General features: G+C 35.9%; 21 protein-coding genes. 7 read left to right on the plus strand and 14 right to left on the minus strand.

The features are described 5' to 3' along the window. Positions 1-9 precede the first annotated feature (9 nt). From BMZ04_RS16345 to BMZ04_RS16365, 5 genes are all read right to left on the minus strand, one after another. Positions 10-1065 (minus strand): nitric oxide synthase oxygenase, encoded by a 1056-nt coding sequence (locus BMZ04_RS16345; protein WP_093273729.1) that lies wholly within the window; start codon positions 1063-1065, stop codon positions 10-12. An 818-nt stretch (positions 1066-1883) separates the two neighbouring features. Further along, positions 1884-4208 (minus strand): RNA polymerase recycling motor HelD, encoded by a 2325-nt coding sequence (gene helD / locus BMZ04_RS16355; protein ID WP_093273733.1) that lies wholly within the window; start codon positions 4206-4208, stop codon positions 1884-1886. Between the two features lie 625 nt (positions 4209-4833). After that, the gene (locus BMZ04_RS16360; RefSeq protein ID WP_093273735.1) at positions 4834-5274 is read right to left on the minus strand and encodes a cell wall hydrolase; all 441 of its coding nucleotides are present in this window, start codon (positions 5272-5274) and stop codon (positions 4834-4836) included. Between the two features lie 181 nt (positions 5275-5455). Continuing rightward, a complete protein-coding gene (locus tag BMZ04_RS23200; protein ID WP_177184481.1) occupies positions 5456-5632 on the minus strand; it encodes a DUF5412 family protein in 177 nt (58 codons plus the stop codon). Positions 5633-5644: 12 nt separating this feature from the next. Continuing rightward, complete coding sequence (locus BMZ04_RS16365) at positions 5645-6301, minus strand: lysozyme inhibitor LprI family protein (RefSeq protein WP_255367967.1); 657 nt, start codon at positions 6299-6301, stop codon at positions 5645-5647. Between the two features lie 423 nt (positions 6302-6724). On the opposite strand from BMZ04_RS16365, the gene BMZ04_RS16370 reads away from it, so the two are divergent. The 5 genes from BMZ04_RS16370 to BMZ04_RS16390 all read left to right on the plus strand — a co-directional run bounded on the left by BMZ04_RS16370 (position 6725) and on the right by BMZ04_RS16390 (position 11152). Beyond that, entirely contained in the window at positions 6725-7000 is a 276-nt protein-coding gene (locus BMZ04_RS16370) for a hypothetical protein (RefSeq protein WP_093273737.1), read from the plus strand. A gap of 272 nt (positions 7001-7272) precedes the next feature. Further along, positions 7273-7494 (plus strand): DUF4177 domain-containing protein, encoded by a 222-nt coding sequence (locus BMZ04_RS16375; protein ID WP_093273739.1) that lies wholly within the window; start codon positions 7273-7275, stop codon positions 7492-7494. Between the two features lie 26 nt (positions 7495-7520). Beyond that, positions 7521-8021, plus strand: coding sequence for a DUF4825 domain-containing protein (locus BMZ04_RS16380; RefSeq protein ID WP_093273825.1), 501 nt, complete (start codon positions 7521-7523; stop codon positions 8019-8021). Between the two features lie 697 nt (positions 8022-8718). Then, a complete protein-coding gene (locus BMZ04_RS16385; protein ID WP_093273741.1) occupies positions 8719-10023 on the plus strand; it encodes a hemolysin family protein in 1305 nt (434 codons plus the stop codon). 73 nt (positions 10024-10096) lie between these two features. Next, the gene (locus BMZ04_RS16390; RefSeq protein ID WP_093273743.1) at positions 10097-11152 is read left to right on the plus strand and encodes a hemolysin family protein; all 1056 of its coding nucleotides are present in this window, start codon (positions 10097-10099) and stop codon (positions 11150-11152) included. A 312-nt stretch (positions 11153-11464) separates the two neighbouring features. On the opposite strand, the gene BMZ04_RS16395 is transcribed toward BMZ04_RS16390, so the two are convergent. From BMZ04_RS16395 to BMZ04_RS16405, 4 genes are all read right to left on the minus strand, one after another. Further along, the gene (locus BMZ04_RS16395) at positions 11465-11863 is read right to left on the minus strand and encodes a hypothetical protein (protein WP_093273745.1); all 399 of its coding nucleotides are present in this window, start codon (positions 11861-11863) and stop codon (positions 11465-11467) included. 344 nt (positions 11864-12207) lie between these two features. Continuing rightward, the gene (locus BMZ04_RS16400; RefSeq protein WP_093273747.1) at positions 12208-12663 is read right to left on the minus strand and encodes a DUF4304 domain-containing protein; all 456 of its coding nucleotides are present in this window, start codon (positions 12661-12663) and stop codon (positions 12208-12210) included. A gap of 183 nt (positions 12664-12846) precedes the next feature. Next, positions 12847-12933, minus strand: a complete 87-nt coding sequence (locus BMZ04_RS22075) for a hypothetical protein (RefSeq protein WP_143128315.1) — start codon at positions 12931-12933, stop codon at positions 12847-12849. A gap of 179 nt (positions 12934-13112) precedes the next feature. Continuing rightward, positions 13113-13880, minus strand: a complete 768-nt coding sequence (locus BMZ04_RS16405; protein WP_093273749.1) for an SDR family NAD(P)-dependent oxidoreductase — start codon at positions 13878-13880, stop codon at positions 13113-13115. Between the two features lie 144 nt (positions 13881-14024). Between BMZ04_RS16405 and BMZ04_RS16410 the strand changes: the two genes are divergently transcribed. Then, complete coding sequence (locus BMZ04_RS16410; RefSeq protein ID WP_093273751.1) at positions 14025-14672, plus strand: TetR/AcrR family transcriptional regulator; 648 nt, start codon at positions 14025-14027, stop codon at positions 14670-14672. Positions 14673-14887: 215 nt separating this feature from the next. Here the strand turns inward: BMZ04_RS16410 and BMZ04_RS16415 are convergent, their stop codons facing one another. After that, positions 14888-15313, minus strand: a complete 426-nt coding sequence (locus tag BMZ04_RS16415) for a MaoC family dehydratase (protein ID WP_093273754.1) — start codon at positions 15311-15313, stop codon at positions 14888-14890. Between the two features lie 334 nt (positions 15314-15647). Continuing rightward, complete coding sequence (locus BMZ04_RS16420; protein ID WP_093273829.1) at positions 15648-16409, minus strand: SDR family NAD(P)-dependent oxidoreductase; 762 nt, start codon at positions 16407-16409, stop codon at positions 15648-15650. Positions 16410-16568: 159 nt separating this feature from the next. Between BMZ04_RS16420 and BMZ04_RS16425 the strand changes: the two genes are divergently transcribed. Further along, complete coding sequence (locus BMZ04_RS16425) at positions 16569-17168, plus strand: TetR/AcrR family transcriptional regulator (RefSeq protein WP_093273756.1); 600 nt, start codon at positions 16569-16571, stop codon at positions 17166-17168. A 176-nt stretch (positions 17169-17344) separates the two neighbouring features. Here the strand turns inward: BMZ04_RS16425 and BMZ04_RS16430 are convergent, their stop codons facing one another. From BMZ04_RS16430 to BMZ04_RS16440, 3 genes are all read right to left on the minus strand, one after another. Continuing rightward, positions 17345-17755 carry a putative periplasmic lipoprotein gene (locus tag BMZ04_RS16430; RefSeq protein ID WP_093273758.1) on the minus strand — a complete coding sequence of 137 codons (411 nt, stop codon included), beginning with the start codon at positions 17753-17755 and terminating at the stop codon, positions 17345-17347. Positions 17756-17884: 129 nt separating this feature from the next. Beyond that, the gene (locus tag BMZ04_RS16435; protein ID WP_093273760.1) at positions 17885-18337 is read right to left on the minus strand and encodes a DUF4362 domain-containing protein; all 453 of its coding nucleotides are present in this window, start codon (positions 18335-18337) and stop codon (positions 17885-17887) included. Between the two features lie 154 nt (positions 18338-18491). After that, a partial coding sequence (locus BMZ04_RS16440; RefSeq protein WP_143128313.1) for an IS3 family transposase occupies positions 18492-18725 on the minus strand: 234 nt, incomplete at its 5' end.

Genomic DNA, 18725 nt, shown 5'->3' on the forward strand with positions numbered 1-18725 from the left:
TCCTCTTTTTTAGTATGGTTCTCTTTGGTAAAAGTAATTGGGCGTCTTCTTATCATTCGCATAAGGTTTATGAAAAATATGGGTAGTTGCGGGTGCTAGTGGTGGGATTAGCCAAGACCAATTTCCAGTTACATCACGGCCTGCTTGGAGTTCATTAGTTTCAAACCGCTTAAACTGTTGGGCTGCCGTGTGATGGTCTACGATGCTCACCCCATCTTCTTTATAGGAATATAAAACCGCAGCATTCAATTCGACTAATGCACGATCCTTCCAAAGAGATGCATTTGATTTTGTGTTTAGCCCCATATATTCAGCGATTGTTGGCAGCATATTATAGCGATTGTCATCTGCTAAATTACGCGCACCAATTTCTGTTCCCATATACCACCCGTTAAATGGAGCAGCTATATAAGAAATACCGCCTACTTCCAATTTCATATTGGAAATCATGGGAACCGCATACCATTTCAATTCCAAATCCTTAAACCAAGAAAATTCTGGATGACGAATGGGTACTTCTAAAATAGATGCTTTTGGTATCTCAAATAATTTGGGTGGATTATCTTTAATTTGGATAACTAGTGGTAATACATCAAATGGTCCATTATTTCCATTCCATCCGAGATTTTGGCAAACTTTTGTAAATACTACCGAATCCGGGTCTCCAATTATTCCATTCTCGGTTTCGTAGCCTGCGTAACGGATCAATTGGTGATTCCAAATCCGAACATCTTGAGAGGAAAATACCGTAATCGTTGGACGAATTCTTCCGTTATTCGTTGCGAAGTCAATATGCTCTAGAAGCGATTCGAATATGGACTCTTCTGTATGTAAATCTCTTTTATCTAGAACATTCAAGCTTTGCCAAAAAAGTCGACCAATGCATTTATTACTATTGCGCCAAGCCATTTTAGCTCCGTATGAGAGCTCATCTAGCGTTTGTTCGTATGTACCTTGCTTTAATATTTGTTGCTCTACTTCTATTAATCGAGTCTCCATTTCCTGCTCTGACTGACCCGTTTCGTCATAATACATTTGGATAAAATTTTTCGCTTCATTGAGCATGACCAAAATCCCTCCTGCTGTCTTCCTCCATCATAGAAGAAACAAGCCAGCATAGACAAGTCCCAAGAGTTACGAAGTTGTGAGGGAATTATGACAGAAAAAGGAGCAACAAGTAGAACTCAACGTCGGGATTTACTTTACAAACAAAAGAAGAGAGATATTATTGAACGTCTCTCCCTTCTATTTATCAGCCTCTAATAGTGAACATAAACTAATAATCTCCATTTATTTTCGTGAATTAAGGATCAGCGGGATAAAAGTATTAAATTCTTCTTAATAAACCTTCTTTTCCCTAGCTTCCGACTCATTTAGAATAATATTTCTAATGTTTTGGCCAGCCATATCCTTCTTCTCCCTTTCATTTTCGCACAAGCACATCATATCCTTCTACGTTTGTATATGTACAAGTATCATTAAATGTTAGATAAGCATAAGCACGAATGAAAATCTTACATAAATACAGTTATTGCAAAGATCAACGAAAAAGTTAATCCAACGCTCCATACGCAACCTAATATTTTTTGATTATGTATATCTTTTCCTTGTTTTAGTTTTTCTAAAAGTTGGACTAAATTCAGAAACCAAAGTATCGAAAAAAATGGCGCTGCTAAAAAATATATAAATTCCATACTATCACCCTATCTTTTTATATTTTTAGCTCCCTGATTGATTATAGAATAGTATGCCTAAAAAGGAGGATTGCTGAAGATCATAGTACCATAGAGCATTCTTTAAGAATGACTTCTCGGCAACTATAAATCAGTGGCAATCAGCCCTTTCCAGGCAGCATTTATAGTAGGACTATTCCTATGTTAAATCTAGCTCCGAACTAAACAATCCGGCGCAATGTGGTGCAATAAAGGACTCGGCTCTCCTACACTGTACAGCTGCAAGTTATGCATAGCTCGTGTGCAGGCTGTGTAAAACAATCTGCGCAAGTTCTCATTGCCGTATACTTTCGCTGATGCATCATATAGGATAACAGCATCGAATTCAATGCCTTTCGCCAAATACGCCGGTATTACTACAACACCTTGTTCGTATTCCATAGAGCTGCTCTTCACAAGTTTAATTTCATCGACCTCACTTAGAGCTTCATATGCAATGGTACTTTCCTCTGCGGATTTACATATAATGGCGATTGTATTATACTTTTGCTCCCGCAAAAAGGATACTTTGGAAACAATATGATGATGCAATTCTTCACGATTATTCAATTGAGTCAATACAGGTATTTCCCCTTCGCGTTCAAAAGCGACAATCTTTCCCCCATTAGGCACGAGTCCGCGTGTAAATTCCACGATTGGTCGTGTGGATCTGTAGCTACGGGTTAGATTAATCGTATTCGTTTCTTTCGGCCCGTATAAGTTAGTAAGTGTATCGAAATCTACCGTTTCACTTGCATGGGCAAAAATCGCCTGATTAAAGTCGCCAAGAACGCTCATCCTTGCTGAAGGAAACAAACGTTTCAAAAACTCAAATTGAAACGGAGAATAATCTTGTGCTTCGTCTATAAGCACATGTTTAATGGAGGTGTTTGTCTGAAAGCCTTGTATCAACTCTTTCAAAAGTAAAAATGGAGTAGCATCTTCGTAATATAGTTTACCTTCGTCTAGCATTTTCAAAGTCGATTGACAAATTTCCGCCCATTCTTCAGGTGTTTCCCCCTTCATCCACGTTGAACTAGCGAAAAGCTGCTTATATATTCCTTTAATATCTATGAATCGGAGCATTCGAATTCGTTTGCGTATCGGCTTAAATTTTTGGCGAACAATCAACTGGGAGAGGGCCTCAGGTTCCATCTCATAATCGTCAAATGATTTTTCTTTAAAACCGCGTTTCTTCCGTAAGTAGGCATAGGCTTTTTGGTAGTTGTCTTCACTGAGTAACTCGATTTCTTCCTGTACCCACGACTTAGTTCGTTCGCGCTTCACCGCTTCATCCACTTGCTTGTTTAACCATTCCGTTAACTTTTCAAGTCTATTATGAAAACGTAGTGATGTGTCACTGCTATAAAACCTTTCATTAATTTGATTAGCACTGACTATCGGTTTTCCTCTGAAAATAATATCTTTGAATAGCATACCAGCTACTTCGAGCGATTGTCTGTATGCTTTGATTGCCTCAAAAAAACGAACCGAAGCTTTGAAACGAATGCTCTCTGATCTAACACGGTATGATGGCTGATTCGTAGCAGTCAATACATATTCCAATTGTTCATAAGGACCTTCTACTTGAAATTCGTTACTTAGCCGATGATTCAAGTACGCTTGGAATGTGACCTGTTGCATATTCTCTTCACCAAGTTCAGGCAGCACATTGGATATATAACTGTTAAACATCGAATTTGGTGAAAATAAAATGATTTGATCAGCTTTCAATCTATCTCGATATTTATAGAGTAAATAAGCAATTCGCTGAAGTGCGGCCGATGTCTTGCCACTGCCAGCCGAACCTTGAACGATTAGTAGCCGCCCATGATCATGCCGGATGATCTGATTTTGCTCTTGTTGAATAGTAGAAACAATACTATGCAAATGTTTATCCGTGCTTTTGCCGAGCACCTGCTGTAAAATTTCATCTCCGATCGTGATACTAGTATCGAACATGGATTCTACAACACCATTGCGAATAATATATTGCCACTTTTGTTCCAATATACCGCCGATAATTCCTTCAGGGGTTGTGTATTCGGAAGGGCCTGGTGAGTAATTGTAATAAACGCTCGAAATCGGGGCCCGCCAGTCATAGATAAGGAAGTCCTCTCCGCTTAAATCCATGAGTGTAGAGATGCCTATATAAATTCTTTCTGTATCGCAAGTTCCTACTTCTGCAAAATCGATTCGACCAAAATAAGGTACCTTTTGCATACGTTCAAGTGCGGACAGTTTATTGGAAACTTGTCTGTGCGTGCTTTGACTAACGGAAAGGTTCTGAGCCTGTTGTCTCAAGCTAATCACCGTCTCAAGATAATCATCGAAAGTATCTGTGTTAACCTTGACGTCATCCCAAAAGTGTTTGCGGAAATTAACCACCTCTTTCCGACGCATATCAGTTTCATCTTTCAGTTTGTCGATTTGTTCTGTAATTACCTCCATTACGCTGTCCAACCGTTCTTGTTCTTGCCCAAGTTCCGTATACATATCAAGCACTCCTTTATAAAAATAAAAATGGGGGTTGACTAGGAAAAAATCATGCAGTATAATTATAGTAGGGATAATATAATCTATAATAACAAAATTGTGTTTCTATATAACTTTATCATGTTTTTTTAATTTTATCAATCTATTTTATACAAATATATAAGGTGGCAGATTCTTTAGTAATTAAGAATCTGCCACCTTTCTTTAAATAAAAATATATCTCCAGAATACAGCATCATTATTGAACAAATCCTACTTAGATCCTTCCATACATACTTGCTTGTTTAATTAACTTGCGCATCCTTTATATTCCTCTTCCCTCTCTCTGAAATGCTTTACAACGCAGTATTGAGGAGGAATAACTTAAAAAAGTAAAGAAAAATATGTTAAGAGATGTCGCTAATACAAGAGCTTCCTTAGATAAGTAACTATTAATAAATGTTTGAAATATAATAAAAGGGAACACCCGCTAAACCAGGTAGTTCCCTTTATATTTCATTAGATACAAGTATTCCAAAACAACATTTATAAAATGAGCTGCGTTTAGAGATCCAATGTTTTATTCGTAGCAAAAGATGGTAAAATCACAACAAAAACCCCGAGGTATTAACATTTCTTAAACATCCTAACCCCTATAAACACTATCACATGTTCCAGGTTCTGGTTCATAAAAACAATGTTGTTTAAATTGACCAGTAAAAGGTTGACCATACCACGTTGGAGGGCATGGACCTTCTGGATTAAAATACCAAAGAGCATATTGCGCTGGGTGGTCTCTCCAAAAATCTAAAGCCTTTTTTGCTAATCTTTTTTCAACACCTCTTGCTCTTTCATAAAATAAATTACCTTTCTGAACAGCTTCAAAAGAATAATTTCCTCCTTGTACATGAAAAATGACATCTGCAATTGATCTTAAATCTCTAAAGTCTATACACTCGGCTATAACACGATTAACAATTACATTTCCGACATATAACATCCCTTGCTGTCCTTCGGCCTCGGCTTCCGCCCTCATCATCCTTGCCATTAAGTCAACGTCTGAACTCTTGTATTTTACTCTTGGCATTTAATTCACCTCAAGTATATAGTATGATAAAAAGCAAATATTGATGTCATTTGTAAAAAAATATGAATGCTTTTGGTTTTAAATATGCGTTTACGCTTAAGGACTAACGTTAACGCACATAAAGACGTATGAATTACCTCCCGGACTCCTGTTATCCTACTCCCGTTAGTAAAAAGAAATTTTAATCCGAAAAAGTTCCCCCTTTTTCCAAGTTCAAAGTGTGATTATTGATTGTAATAATATGGTTATTTGTCCAAGTCACATCTGCCTTGTGCATTTTGTCATCATAGTAGATATTCTTCTTGAACCAAAGGGGACCATTAACTTTGCCTACTACCCTTATAGAGGTAGTAGGAATAGTTAATGTGTATTACTTCATATATTTTGCGACTAATGCATAACATCTTTCTCTTGTAAGACTTGCTTGCGTAGCCACATATTCTAATGATTCCATCGAACCCCCTTGATACTTTAATGATGCTTCTTTAGCAACTTCATCTCTGTGTTTTATCCAATTCCGTTGATCTTCCCTTAATTTATCCATCCGTTCTGTACTAAGCTGTTCTTTCAACAATCCGTAAATTTTGTTCAACTCCACATCCCATTTTTTATATCTCTCCATCTCTTGTTCCTCCAACTCAATCGTTGTTGTTCCGGCTTCAGAGTTTCTATCTGATTCTTCCATTTCATTCAGTTTCTTGAGATACTCTTCTTTTGTACTTTCAGTAATTTTACTGGTCTTCAACAGCTCTCCGTCATCTGGCTTTGTAGACGTATGATCAGAAGCATCTTCTTGGTCATTTAGTTCGGTGTTGTCATCACCTTCTGAAGAGTTTTCTGTTGTATCTTTTTCTAAATCTGTTACGTCTTGATTCGATGAGTCTTCATCTGTACTCTCAGTTAAGTTGTTATCCGTTGGCTGGTTGTCCGTTTTTGAACTTAACTTATCAGAAGAGTTCCCACAACCAGCTAGTATTGTTAATATTAAGGTAAACATTACCATTAAGATTTTACTTTTATTCCTCACTTTAAAGCCCCCTCTTTGAAAATCATACCAATACTATAACATTCCTCTAAGTTAAAATCCTTGGATTGAAGACTGGTTATTTTAGCTCGATAAACGTTTTTCCTTGACCATATATCAGACTGATTAGATATTTCAACGTTACATTATTTCTTGAAAAATTAAATATGGGATTGGATTTCCCTAACCCCTGAACAATATGATCATTTACTATCCAACCGCTCAGTTGAACAGAAAAAATGGGTGACTCCTTCCCCACAACTGATTAAATTAGTTTCACAGCTACCGGATATTTTTATCCAAATAAGAATGAGTTTGTAAAGGTTTACACTTAAACTAACGCAGCAGTTTAGTTTTATAAGAATTTCATTAAAATTGTAACGTTTATTAAATTCAATCGACTAATTTAGAAAGGAGTGTTAAAAAATGAAATCTATATACATAAAATTTTTAGTTGCAACATTAATACTTTTGGTACTTGTCGGTTGTTCTAATATTGAAGAAAGTATTTCTAAAGAAGAGGCACAACAATTGGTAATTGAAAAACATACAAATAGCAATGATACACCTGTTATTCAAACTACAGAAATTAAAAATAACGCCTATTATATACAATGGGAAAATACAAATAATAAAGAATCTGGAATAGATAAAGTAACAAAAGATGGAGAAATCGAAATGATTGAGGCACAAATTGAGTAAGAATTGTATGTGATCTTTTAAAACTTGGGAATGAAGACTTAAGGGAACCTGAGGTATTAAAGCAAATTATTAATAATTTATTTAAAAAGAAACTATACTCAATTAATATTTATAATGAGCAGTTTGGGAAGCGTTACACTAAACTAACAAAGCAGTCTAGTTGAAGGAAATTGTTAAATTTGAAACTTTTTTCAAATTTAAATCGTACAAATAGTTAAATTAATAATATCCTTATTATGTTTCCGATGCACAATCAAAAGGAGGAGAAATAAATGTATGAATACAAGTTTATAAAAATAGAGTTTAAAAAGTTATCTGGAAAACCTAATGAAGATTATCGAGAAGTAATTAAAAATCACGCAAATCAAGGCTATCGTTTTGTACAAATCTTCTCTCCTGACTTTGCAACTTCAGGAGTTGCAGTAGGTTCATACTATGAATTGATTTTTGAAAGACCTATAAAACAGTCAACAGAGCAAAAACATTGCTTGTAGTTTGAGGGGGAATGAAAGTGAAGAAAATGACAATGATTTTCTCTTTTTTAATTATTGTATTGCTTCTATTAAATGGTTGTAACCCAGCTAAGGTTGATGAAGATGAAAATATATTTAAATTTAAAGACTCTTATGTTGGAGATGCTGGTGCTGTTGGGAATATTACTGGGCGATTACCAAACCCAAATGGTGAACAGCTTAATGGATTGGAGCTTAAAACGACAGATAAACCTTATGGAATTATTTTGAATTATATCGATGTAGAAAAAAGTAAGGATAAAGAAACAAATTACAGAGAACTTGTTTTATATAATGCCACTTTTATACTTGCATTAGTTCAAAATGCAGATTGGGTTACATTTAATTTTGTTGAACAAGAGTTTAAAGTGACCAGAGACGCACTACAAAGTTTGTATGGAAGAGACATAAAAGAATTTAATAACGAAATAGAACTTAGTAAGTTCATCCAAGAAAATTCAGAAGATGAAAATAAGCTCATTCAATTTTTTAACGCACATGAAAATTAAAAGGAGCAATGTCTTAAATGACGTTGCTCTACTTAATTTTTTTATCACTTCAAAAAAACACGCTGTTTTTTGGGCTTTTATCTTTCAACATAAACCATCCTGTTGCTGCAATTCCACTCAATATTATAGGCTAATACTCCATTTTCGGGTGTCCTCATGCGGATGAGGACGGATATAAAAAAAGAAATTATAGACAAATATCCGGAAGAGGTTGACCTTCATGAACTGAATTTAAGTATACAGGGGTTAAGAGAGAGCAATATCAAAGGTTCTCGCACAGATCGAAAAAACTGATCAAAGAAAGCTTGAAGAGTTTAAGAAAAAAGTATCCCATGAAAACTTGTCCTTAATTCAGAAATTGCTTTTATTACCAAATTAACAAATGTTGGTATAGTAAATCGTATTCTTAAAATGCTCCATTTTGGTTCTACCCTACAAATGTCCTTCAGCAATTCGAAGGGACTGAGTTATGGAAAAACGTCTATGTTTATATGCCTAAATTAAACAAATTATACTCTCATCGGGTAAATCTTGAAAAAGAGCTCAAAATGGAGGATGTACATAAAGATAAAAAAAACGGCTGAGAGTTACTCCTACTAACATAACCTATTAAGCATGAAATACGGTTGATGTAAGCCGCTTTGTTATTGTTTTCATGTAATTATTTTGGAGGTGAATCCCTTTAAAGGGAAAATAAGTGGATATAATTACCATATTAAATTTAGTATTATTAGTGATTTTGATTGGTTTGACCGCGTTTTTCGTTGGATCGGAATTTGCCGTTGTCAAGATCAGGATGTCGCGGCTTGATCAACTGATAGCCGAAGGAAACAAAAAGGCTGTACTTGCGAAAAAGGTGGCTGTTAATTTAGATTATTACTTATCAGCCTGCCAGTTAGGAATTACTGTTACCGCTCTAGGATTAGGGGCATTGGGGAAACCGACTGTAGAACGACTGATGTACCCCATTTTCGAATTTTTTGCCGTCTCAGATGCCATGGCATCTGCTGCTTCCTATGCTATCGCCTTTCTACTAGTCACATTTTTACACGTAGTTATTGGTGAGATGGCTCCGAAAACATTGGCCATTCAATACGCAGAGAAAATGACATTAATACTGGCCCCTTCACTTTACAGGTTCGGATATATCATGAAGCCGTTTATTTGGACATTGAACGGATCAGCAGGGTTACTTTTAAAAACACTTGGCGTTAAACCCGCTGGGCATGAACAGGCGTACTCAGAAGAAGAACTTAAAATCATCATGGCTCAGAGTTACGAGGGAGGAGCACTCAATCAAACGGAACTTTCCTATATGGAGAATGTTTTCACGTTTGATGAACGGATCGCCAAAGATATCATGGTTCCAAGAACGGAACTGGTTACTCTGGATAAAGACATGGAACTGAACGAAATTATCAAAATTTTGGATGTTAATAACTACACTCGGTATCCTGTATCGGAAAACGGAGACAAAGACCAGATTGTTGGTTTTGTAAGCGCCAAAAAAATGCTTCCCCATATTGTAGCTGGTCGGAAACGAAAGCTTGAGGAGTTCATACGGGACATTCCTATTGTATTAGAAACAACCGACTTACAGAGTGCCTTGCTAAGGATGCAGAATACCCATGTTCATATAGCATTAGTAGTGGATGAATACGGCGGAACAGCAGGCATAATTACAATGGAAGACATTCTAGAGGAAATTGTGGGTGAAATCCGTGATGAATTCGATGCTGATGAAGTACCGGATATCAGCAAGATTGATGAAAAGCAATATCTCATAAATGGTCGTGTTCTCTTAAAGGATCTTCAAGAGCGCTTTGGTTTAGTTTTTAGTGAAAGCGAAGATATAGATACTATTGGGGGCTGGATTCATACCCAAAGTTCAGGAGATGATGTTCAAACCGGGGACACAATCTCCAAAGATAATAGTCAATGGACGGTTACCGAAATGGACAATCAACAAATTAAGCGTGTTATGTTTCATCAAGAGACTTAACTAAGGCGTTAAGAATTCGATACAACTGAGTTTAACATTATTGGAGGTGAATCCCTCTCTTGAGGGAGACGAATTGGATGGACAGACCATAATAAACTTGATATTAATAGCATTGCTAATACTCTTGACTGCTTTCTTCGTTGGAGCTGAATTCGCCATCTTAAAGGTGCGTATGTCAAGAATCGATCAATTAATTTCAGAAGGAAATAAGAAGGCTGCACTAGCGAAAAAAGTTACGAACGAACTGGATTATTACCTTTCTGCCTGTCAACTAGGGATTACCGTAACGGCATTGGGCCTTGGCGCATTGGGTGAACCGACTGTTGAAGGAATGTTACATCCGTTCTTTGAGTATTTTTCTATTCCTGCAGCAGTGGCGACTGCACTATCCTACGCCATCGCTTTAGCCATTGTCACGTTCCTGCATGTGGTGGTTGGAGAATTAGCACCAAAGACATTAGCCATTCAATATGCAGAAAAGATGACCTTACTACTTGCTCCCTCATTATATAGGTTCGGAAAAATAATGAATCCGTTCATCTGGTTACTAAACGGTTCCGCGCGCATCTTTTTAAGGATATTTGGAGTAGAACCGGCCGGGCATGAAGAGGCCCATTCGGAGGAAGAGTTGAAATTAATCGTCTCGGAAAGCTTCCAAAGCGGAGAAATTAATCAAACCGAATTGACTTACCTGAAAAATATTTTTGCATTTGACGACCGGATTGTGAAAAATATTATGATACCACGGTCAGAAATTGTTACTGTGGACAAAGATCTGCAGCAATCCGAACTATTTGAAGCTTTAGATGACCATGAATACACCCGTTATCCAGTGACCGATGGCGGAAACAAAGATAAGCTCATCGGCTTTATTAATACGAAAGAGTTATTGACCAGCATGGCAGCTGGAAGAACCGAGAAACCCGAATCGTTTATTCACGAAATGCCACGTTTTCCTGAAACAACTTCTATCCAAAAAGTACTGTCTAAAATGCAGCAAAGTAGAGTTCATATGGCCATCGTTACATATAAAGATGGTAGAACCGCTGGTCTGGTGACAATGGAAGATGTATTAGAAGAAATTGTTGGTGAAATTAGCGATGAATATATAGATGTTCAAACTAATTAGGAAGTAAAGTAAAATAATATTATAGCTGGGAAGAGACTGCCGCCGTGGTAGTCTTTTCTTTTTTTTACTCCTAATAGTCGTACAAGTTTCCTAGCCATTTCACAACCGTCTAATATTTAGATGATCTGCAGGTAGTTATCACCTATTCCCTCTTGTTGTTCGATTGAATTACAAAGTCTAGTTAACCTTAAGAAAGATGGTTCGACAGTCCGTTTAAGAAAAAGTGTTGCCAAAAGCAACCCTAGTCCTTCAAATAAAGTACCCTGTTAATTGGAGCAGAAAAGAGATGTCCATTTATGCGTATTATTAAAACTAATTAACTTTCAAGTTAATTTTTTCATCATATTCTCCTGTTTTAGTCCGCCATTTAATTTCTATATAAGCATGATTTAACGATATAATTGCGGCATCTATAGCCGGAGGATTATTACCTCCGCCCGCCCCAAACGATATTGCGGTTTGATTTTCTTGAGGTTCAACTTCTCCCCCTCGTCCGCCTTCGTCAGTAACTAACGAATAAGTGACATATAGAAGTTCCTCATCTCCTGTATATTCAATTCCAACCCTATCATAGAGTTCCAAATCGGTAACTTCGTATGTTACATGTGCTTTCCACAATTCCCCTTTACCAGTAGCTTTAATAGTTTCTTGATTTGAATAACAAGCTGTTAAAAGCAATATTGTAAGTAATAAAGTGAGTATTTTCCTCAACTTAACTCCCCCTCAAATGTAGAGTGAATTATCCTTATGTAATAACTATTTCAACAATTATTTAAAAATACCTCTTATTAATCCATCCTGCTGCGTTAGTTCAAAAAGCTAAACAAATAGCGTTAATCTTCACTTACTTAACTTATGGATAAATCAAAAAAAGGCCAGAACCTTGTCATAAGAGGGTTTTGACTGTTTTAAGTACAGATCTTTATTTGTTAGGCTATGTTAAAGTTAATGGTTGATTTTGTATAGAAAAAGGGGCTTGGAGAAACATTTTTATACTCATTTTTCTCCGTCTTTTTTTACTAAAGCACCCGTTAGCTTAATAACGGGTTATATGTTCAATCAAAATTTATGTAACCTTGTTGTTTCGTCTTTTTCTTAATAATACGAGCTATTTTATCCGAATTCCACCATTCCTCTGCTTTAGGGAGAAGGGAGACAACCTCATATGCTAATTTTTCATAAATGTCATGTGGAACAGGTTCTTCGTCATATCTAAATGAGTCGTGTTCCTCAGTTGGTTCAAGTCGTATACATGGAACATGGTGAGTTGTGTTTACCTTATTTGGAGGAAAATGAGGTCCACCCTTGATGGTAAAACCATTGGCTGGTGAAGCACCTATTTCAACAATGAATCCACCACCATACTTGTCAAAATAGAAAGAGATAAGGTCAATTCGGGTTTCTAATCTACGTCGAAAATGCGGAAAAGAACCTTTAAATCCCTTTTCTCTTAATAATGGAATAAGAATTAATTTCAGTGCCTTTATCATTTCATCTCGTCCAGAAGCCATTACACTATACTCCTCCTTTATAAGCTCTATTTTTACCAAGTACCTTGTTCAACTAAACTGCTTCGTTAGTTCAATAAGAAAAAAGCTTTACTCCTTCTTGAAGTAAAGCACCCGTTAGTTGAAGAATATTTCTATTAGTAAGGTATCTTTTTTATTGGCTAGTGCTCATTCAGACACTCAGTATCACTTTAATTTAAGTATTACTTTCCCTTTAGCTTTACCTGTCTCTGTATACGTCAACGCATGTTTAGCATCTTCAAAAGGAAACACTCTCCTTTTTTAGACTCCTTTTTATCGAAGCTGGTTTAATTTTTGTTAATTAGCTTAGGTATTTCTGGGTTAGCCAATAGGCTATTCTCCGAGATATTGCTATACAAATAAAAAAGCACACCTGTTGAGGGAACAACAAGTGTGCATGTTAATTTTTCTAAATTAATGGGTGCAATAATTTAGCGGGAAGTGAATCCACCATCAATGACAAGTTCAGATCCCGTTGTATATTTAGTTTCATCCGAGGCTAAATATACAATTCCATACGCCACATCAGCCGGGTCTGCAGCGTGTGGTGGTAGCGGAAAGCTTCTTTCTACGATTTGACGGTTAGCCTCATCTTTTAATGCCTCTTTTAGCATTGGTGTCATCATTGCACCCGGATGCACTGAATTTACTCTAATATTATCTTTAGTAAGCATTTGAGCGGCATGTTTTGTTAATGAGCGAACAGCACCTTTTGTCGCGCTATAGCCTGCACAGAAACTATCTGCTTCGCCACCAGCAATACCACCAATTGAAGAAATATTGATGATCGAGCCTTTTCCGACTTTTTGCATTTCTGGCACTACCGCTTGCATACCTAAAAGTACCCCTGTTTGGTTAACTGCAATCATTAAATTCCAGTCTTCCAATGTTGTTTCCATTAAAGATTGTCCATGTTTGATAACTGCTGCATTATTTACCAATACATCTACTTGTCCAAATTCTTTAACCGTTTTTTCCACTACTTCAGCCCAGTCTGCCTTTGAAGAAACATCCATTTTAAATGGTAAGATTTTTCCTTCTATATCACTAATTTTAGCTACATTTTCTTTTAATAAATCAATTTGTACATCTACCGCAACAACGTTTGCGCCTTCTTTTGCAAAAAGTTCAATTGTAGTAAGACCAAGACCTCCAGCAGTTCCTGTAATAATTGCTGTTTTACCTGTTAGACGACCCATAATAATAAATCTCCTCCTGTGTCTTTATGACATTTTTAGTGTAAAATATGTCTAAGTTGTTAACAACGTACAAACCTATTAGCAATGTTCAATACTATACATTTGGTACAAAAATGTCCGGAAAAATTATATGAGGTGTAGGTTATGAGTGATTTTCAATTTCTAGATAAACGTGTACAACGAACAAAAATGGATTTTTATAAGGCGTTATTTAATTTACTGAAACAGAAATCTTTTTCAGCAATTACAATAAAGGAGTTAATCGAGTCTGCACGATATAGTAGAGGGACTTTTTATGCTCATTACAAGTCGAAAGAAGAATTGTTGCAAGAGGTCATTGATAATCTATTTAAGGAAATGCGGATTGCCTATCGTGGTTCCTATAAGAATGATGATCTAATCAATATCGATGAACTAGTGGATGAACCGGATAAATTTTTGCATCATTTCAAGGAACATGCATTTTTCTATCAAACATTATTAGGGAACAACATTTCGATTAATTTTCAAAGTCAATTAACAGATGAAATTATTCAACTATATCTGGATGATTTTGAGATAGAGGTACAAGAAAATTACAGAACCGTTGATAATGAACTGTTTAATCGCTACAGTGCCTATGGTCTTTCGGGATTAATCATTGAATGGATTATCAATGATTTTCCTGACTCGCCAAAAAAATTCTCATTGAAGCTAGTAACGCTGTTCCGATTTTCGATGGAGCATGTAAAACTTAAAAATAAAAATGTCAGGAAAGAAATACCACATAGATTTTTATTAAAAAATCGATAACCGATTTGTAAAAGCCGATTTTCCGTTTACTCAGAAAATCGACTTTAGTTTTATATTCTTATCTAATTCAATGATTTCAACACAAAACCTCATTTATTTATGTTCTGTTATCTTCTTCAACTAACCTGTCGCGTAGTTCAATAAGAAAAAGCTACCCTTACAGGTAGCCACTTGTTTAACTAAAGCACTCGTAGTTTAATCTTACAAATTAACCTTCATTGCTTTATCAATGCAGATAATTCACCCTCGAAAACTTTTTCTTCCTTATCATTGAATGTAGATAACAATACAGTAAGGATACCAGTTTTATTTTTAATTAATTTCTTATCGATAACCTCAACAATGGTATGTAGTTCATCAGTAGAATACACAGGCTTTATGAATTTAATATTATTCATCCGTGTCCCAGCAATAACATCCTCACCGTACCTACCTTGTTCAATCCATAGCTTAAATGAAATAGCTAACGTATGTATACCAGAAGCAATGATTCCATTAAACCTTCCCTGATTTGCTTTTTCCTCATCCAAATGCATATATTGGGGATCAAATTCACTTGCAAATCTCACAATATCCTCTTTTGTTAATTTGTATGATTTAGTTTCGAAAACATCTCCAACTGAAAACTCATCTAACTTCATGAAAGCACCTCTTTTTATTAGTTAACACTACTACTTATTATGATTTTAACACCTACTATAAATAGTTGGTGTTAATTTTATTCTTATTAAACTAACCTGCTGCTTTAGTTCAATAAGGAAAAAGGCTTTACTCCTTCTTGAAGTAAAGCACCCTTTACTTTAAGTACAATATTTCACAATCTTTTTTTAGACATCAATATACTCAATCACTAATATGTGTTGTCTATGCAAAAAGACGCTTCCTTATTAAAGAAAATCGCCCGATTGCTGAAGATAAAAATTATCATAAAATATAAAAAACCAGCACTTCTTATGAAGTACCGGTGCAAAAAGATTATTTTGCTGTGTAGCCACCATCGACTACTAATTCTGTACCTGTTACGTAACGGGATTCGTCAGATGCTAAGAATAAAGCAGCATTAGCGATATCAGAAGGATCTCCGATAAAGTTTAATGGAATTACAGCTAATGATGCTTTTAATACGTCTTCATTGGAAATTGCATCTTTAATCATGTTTGTAGCGATATAACCAGGATGTAAAGAGTTTACACGGATATGGTCTTTTGCAAAATCCATTGCCACATTTTTAGATAGTAAACGAATACCACCTTTAGTAGCGCTGTATGCCGCAGGACCCGATGCTCCTACTAAACCAGCAACAGAAGAAACGTTGATGATTGAACCCCCGCCAACTTTTTTCATTTCTGGAATAACTAATTGCATACCGTAAAAGCTACCTTTTAAGTTAATGTCTATAACTTTGTTTAATTCAGCTTCAGTTGTATCTTCAACAGTTGCTACCATATTACCAGAAATACCAGCATTGTTTACTAATACGTCTACTTTACCAAATTTTTCCACCGCTGTTGCAACAACTGTTTTCCAGTCTGCTATGCTTGCAACGTTATGTTTAACTGCTATAGCAACATCGCCAAATTCAGCATTGATGTCTGCTACAGTTTTTGCTAATAATTCTTCTTGTAAGTCTGTTGCGATTACTTTTGCACCTTCACGAGCGAAAGTGTAAGCTTCTGAAGCACCTTGTCCGCCAGCAGCACCTGTAATAATTGCTACTTTATCTTTTAACCGTGCCATCATGCGTTTCCCCCTATTGAACTAAATATGTGTCGATTTATCGAACAATTTAAGTATATCTGCTTAATTTTAGTACCGCAATATGCAATAATAGAGGAAATGTACGTTACTGTACACATATTAAAATATGTCGACTAAAAGTATGAGAGGTGCTTTCTTATGACTATTCCCAACTCTGATAAGCGGGTATTGCGCACGAAACAAGATTTAAGAACTTCCATACTCACACTAATGGAGCAAAAGCCCTTCGCTGATATTTTCATAAAAGAAATCGTCGAAACTGCCCAGTACAATCGCGGTACCTTTTACGCACACTACGACAGTAAAGAGCAGCTGCTCGATGAAATAATTAACGTTCTATTTGAAGATATGGAAATTGCGTATCGCCATCCATATGTGCAACTTTCAGTGATTGAGCTTGATAAAATCGCATCCGAATCAGTCGTGCTATTCGAGCATTTTCTAAGCAACAAACGCCTTTATCAACTACTACTAAGTCCTGCGACAAACTATAACTTCCATAAAAAACTTACGGAAAAAATCGATCAGCTCTTTCGTGAGGATTTTATTATCTCAAAGGAAATCGATCCAAGCGTCGACCTAAATTTATTTAACACGTACCGTATTTACGGAGTTGTCGGACTGATTGTCGAATGGATTGAAAATGATTTCCTACAACCTCCGTCCTATATGAGCGATCAGTTGCTACGTATTTTAAAATTTTCGACACCTGAAGTTAATGTTAATCAGCAAAGATAACAACAGCTAAGCAATTACTTCATCCATTTATTACACAATCTGGCACGATTGTTGAACACAAGTTAAACATCGATTTTAAACTAAACTGCTGCTTTAGTTCAATTAGAAAAAGGCTTTACTCCTTCTTGAAGTAAAGCACCCGTTAGTTTAAGTAATTAAATTTATTTCGATTACGTTTAATCAACGGGGTCGCCACCAAAAACTTTTGAGGTAAATTCCCAAGTTGCCCTATCTTCTGCTATTTGTCTAAATTTCTCTGGTTCAACCCAATCTTCTGATTTAAATTCATCAATTGGGTTAACTTCCAGATGATTTGTACCTTCTTTTGCATTTATTTCTTTTACAATTTCAACATATTGCTTGTGATAATCTTCTTTTTGTTCTTGAGTTAAATCTAATGGTGTTACTGATACAACTTCTTCTTTATCCGTATCAGGTAAAGTCTCAACTTCTACTGCTTGTCCATTAGTTACATCTTCCATTTTCTCTTCTTTTGCTTGTACTTGTTCTTCTGTTTCCTCATTTGCACTACACCCAGCTAACACAATAGTTCCAAGTAAAATCCCCGTGTAAATGTATTTTTTCAACATTCTCACTCCTTTATAACGCCATTTTACCATAAAAAAACCAATTGTTCTTCAACTAAACTGCTTCGTTAGTTTAAGTGAATTTATTCACATTTACATTAAAATATCTATTAATGAAGATATATTTCCCTACTGATTCCAAAAGACTAAAACGGTATTATCTACTATATCTTCGCAACCTTCAAGAATGTAATCAGTTCTTTCAGTAGTTTCGACCACCTCAATTGAGGTACAAGTAGTACTAATAATATTTCCTTCACCAAATTTATCTCTTCGTGTGTCTGTTATTGATTTTATAACTTCACCATCATATTCAAGATCATGAAGCATTGGGTCACCTTCTTCTGTATATCTAACTACTCGTACGCTATCATTCTTCGCGTTTTCAACATTATTCAGGAACTCCTGAAATCTCTCTTTATTTTCAATTTCGCCATGCATATCAATGACGTCTTCAGATGCAGGTGTGTAATCTGGAATATTATTTTGTTCCAGATTTTTAATTGTTGAGTTTTCTAAGTTTTGACAACCAGCAATTAATAATGAAATAAATAAAACAAATATAATATTTATCTTTTTCATCGCTGTACTTCACCCCTTTTGTATTTAGATGTTTTTTCTCTTATGGGTGTTACAAGTCTTATTCAACTAACCTGCCGCGTTAGTTCAATAACAAAAAAGAGCCGTCTTAGCAGGGCACTGACTAACGTTTTTGAGACAGGAATAAAACACCCTATCATGCAGCCAATTGACGGTATTGAACCGGCGATTGGCTGTTTAGTTTCGTTTGAATACGGATATTGTTATAATAAGTAATGTATTCTTCGACGATTTGTATCACACACGCATTCGTTGTGCGATAGATATCGTCTAGATAGAACGTTTCAGACTTTAGCGTGGAATGAAACGTTTCGATTGGGGAATTATCAGCTGGCGTGCCTTTGCGGGACATGCTCATGGTAATTCCTTT

This window comes from Psychrobacillus sp. OK032 (assembly GCF_900111345.1).
Lineage (GTDB): Bacteria > Bacillota > Bacilli > Bacillales_A > Planococcaceae > Psychrobacillus.

What these genes read in the sequence shown, in the direction of transcription:
- BMZ04_RS16375 (WP_093273739.1), top strand. Translation starts at nt 7,273, where the DNA reads ATGTATGAATACAAGTTTATAAAAATAGAGTTTAAAAAGTTATCTGGA.
- BMZ04_RS16410 (WP_093273751.1), top strand. Translation starts at nt 14,025, where the DNA reads ATGAGTGATTTTCAATTTCTAGATAAACGTGTACAACGAACAAAAATG.
- BMZ04_RS16345 (WP_093273729.1), bottom strand. Translation starts at nt 1,065, where the DNA reads ATGCTCAATGAAGCGAAAAATTTTATCCAAATGTATTATGACGAAACG.
- BMZ04_RS16405 (WP_093273749.1), bottom strand. Translation starts at nt 13,880, where the DNA reads ATGGGTCGTCTAACAGGTAAAACAGCAATTATTACAGGAACTGCTGGA.
- helD (WP_093273733.1), bottom strand. Translation starts at nt 4,208, where the DNA reads ATGTATACGGAACTTGGGCAAGAACAAGAACGGTTGGACAGCGTAATG.
- BMZ04_RS16370 (WP_093273737.1), top strand. Translation starts at nt 6,725, where the DNA reads ATGAAATCTATATACATAAAATTTTTAGTTGCAACATTAATACTTTTG.
- BMZ04_RS16380 (WP_093273825.1), top strand. Translation starts at nt 7,521, where the DNA reads ATGACAATGATTTTCTCTTTTTTAATTATTGTATTGCTTCTATTAAAT.
- BMZ04_RS16415 (WP_093273754.1), bottom strand. Translation starts at nt 15,313, where the DNA reads ATGAAGTTAGATGAGTTTTCAGTTGGAGATGTTTTCGAAACTAAATCA.
- BMZ04_RS16435 (WP_093273760.1), bottom strand. Translation starts at nt 18,337, where the DNA reads ATGAAAAAGATAAATATTATATTTGTTTTATTTATTTCATTATTAATT.
- BMZ04_RS16360 (WP_093273735.1), bottom strand. Translation starts at nt 5,274, where the DNA reads ATGCCAAGAGTAAAATACAAGAGTTCAGACGTTGACTTAATGGCAAGG.
- BMZ04_RS16425 (WP_093273756.1), top strand. Translation starts at nt 16,569, where the DNA reads ATGACTATTCCCAACTCTGATAAGCGGGTATTGCGCACGAAACAAGAT.
- BMZ04_RS16400 (WP_093273747.1), bottom strand. Translation starts at nt 12,663, where the DNA reads ATGGCTTCTGGACGAGATGAAATGATAAAGGCACTGAAATTAATTCTT.
- BMZ04_RS16420 (WP_093273829.1), bottom strand. Translation starts at nt 16,409, where the DNA reads ATGGCACGGTTAAAAGATAAAGTAGCAATTATTACAGGTGCTGCTGGC.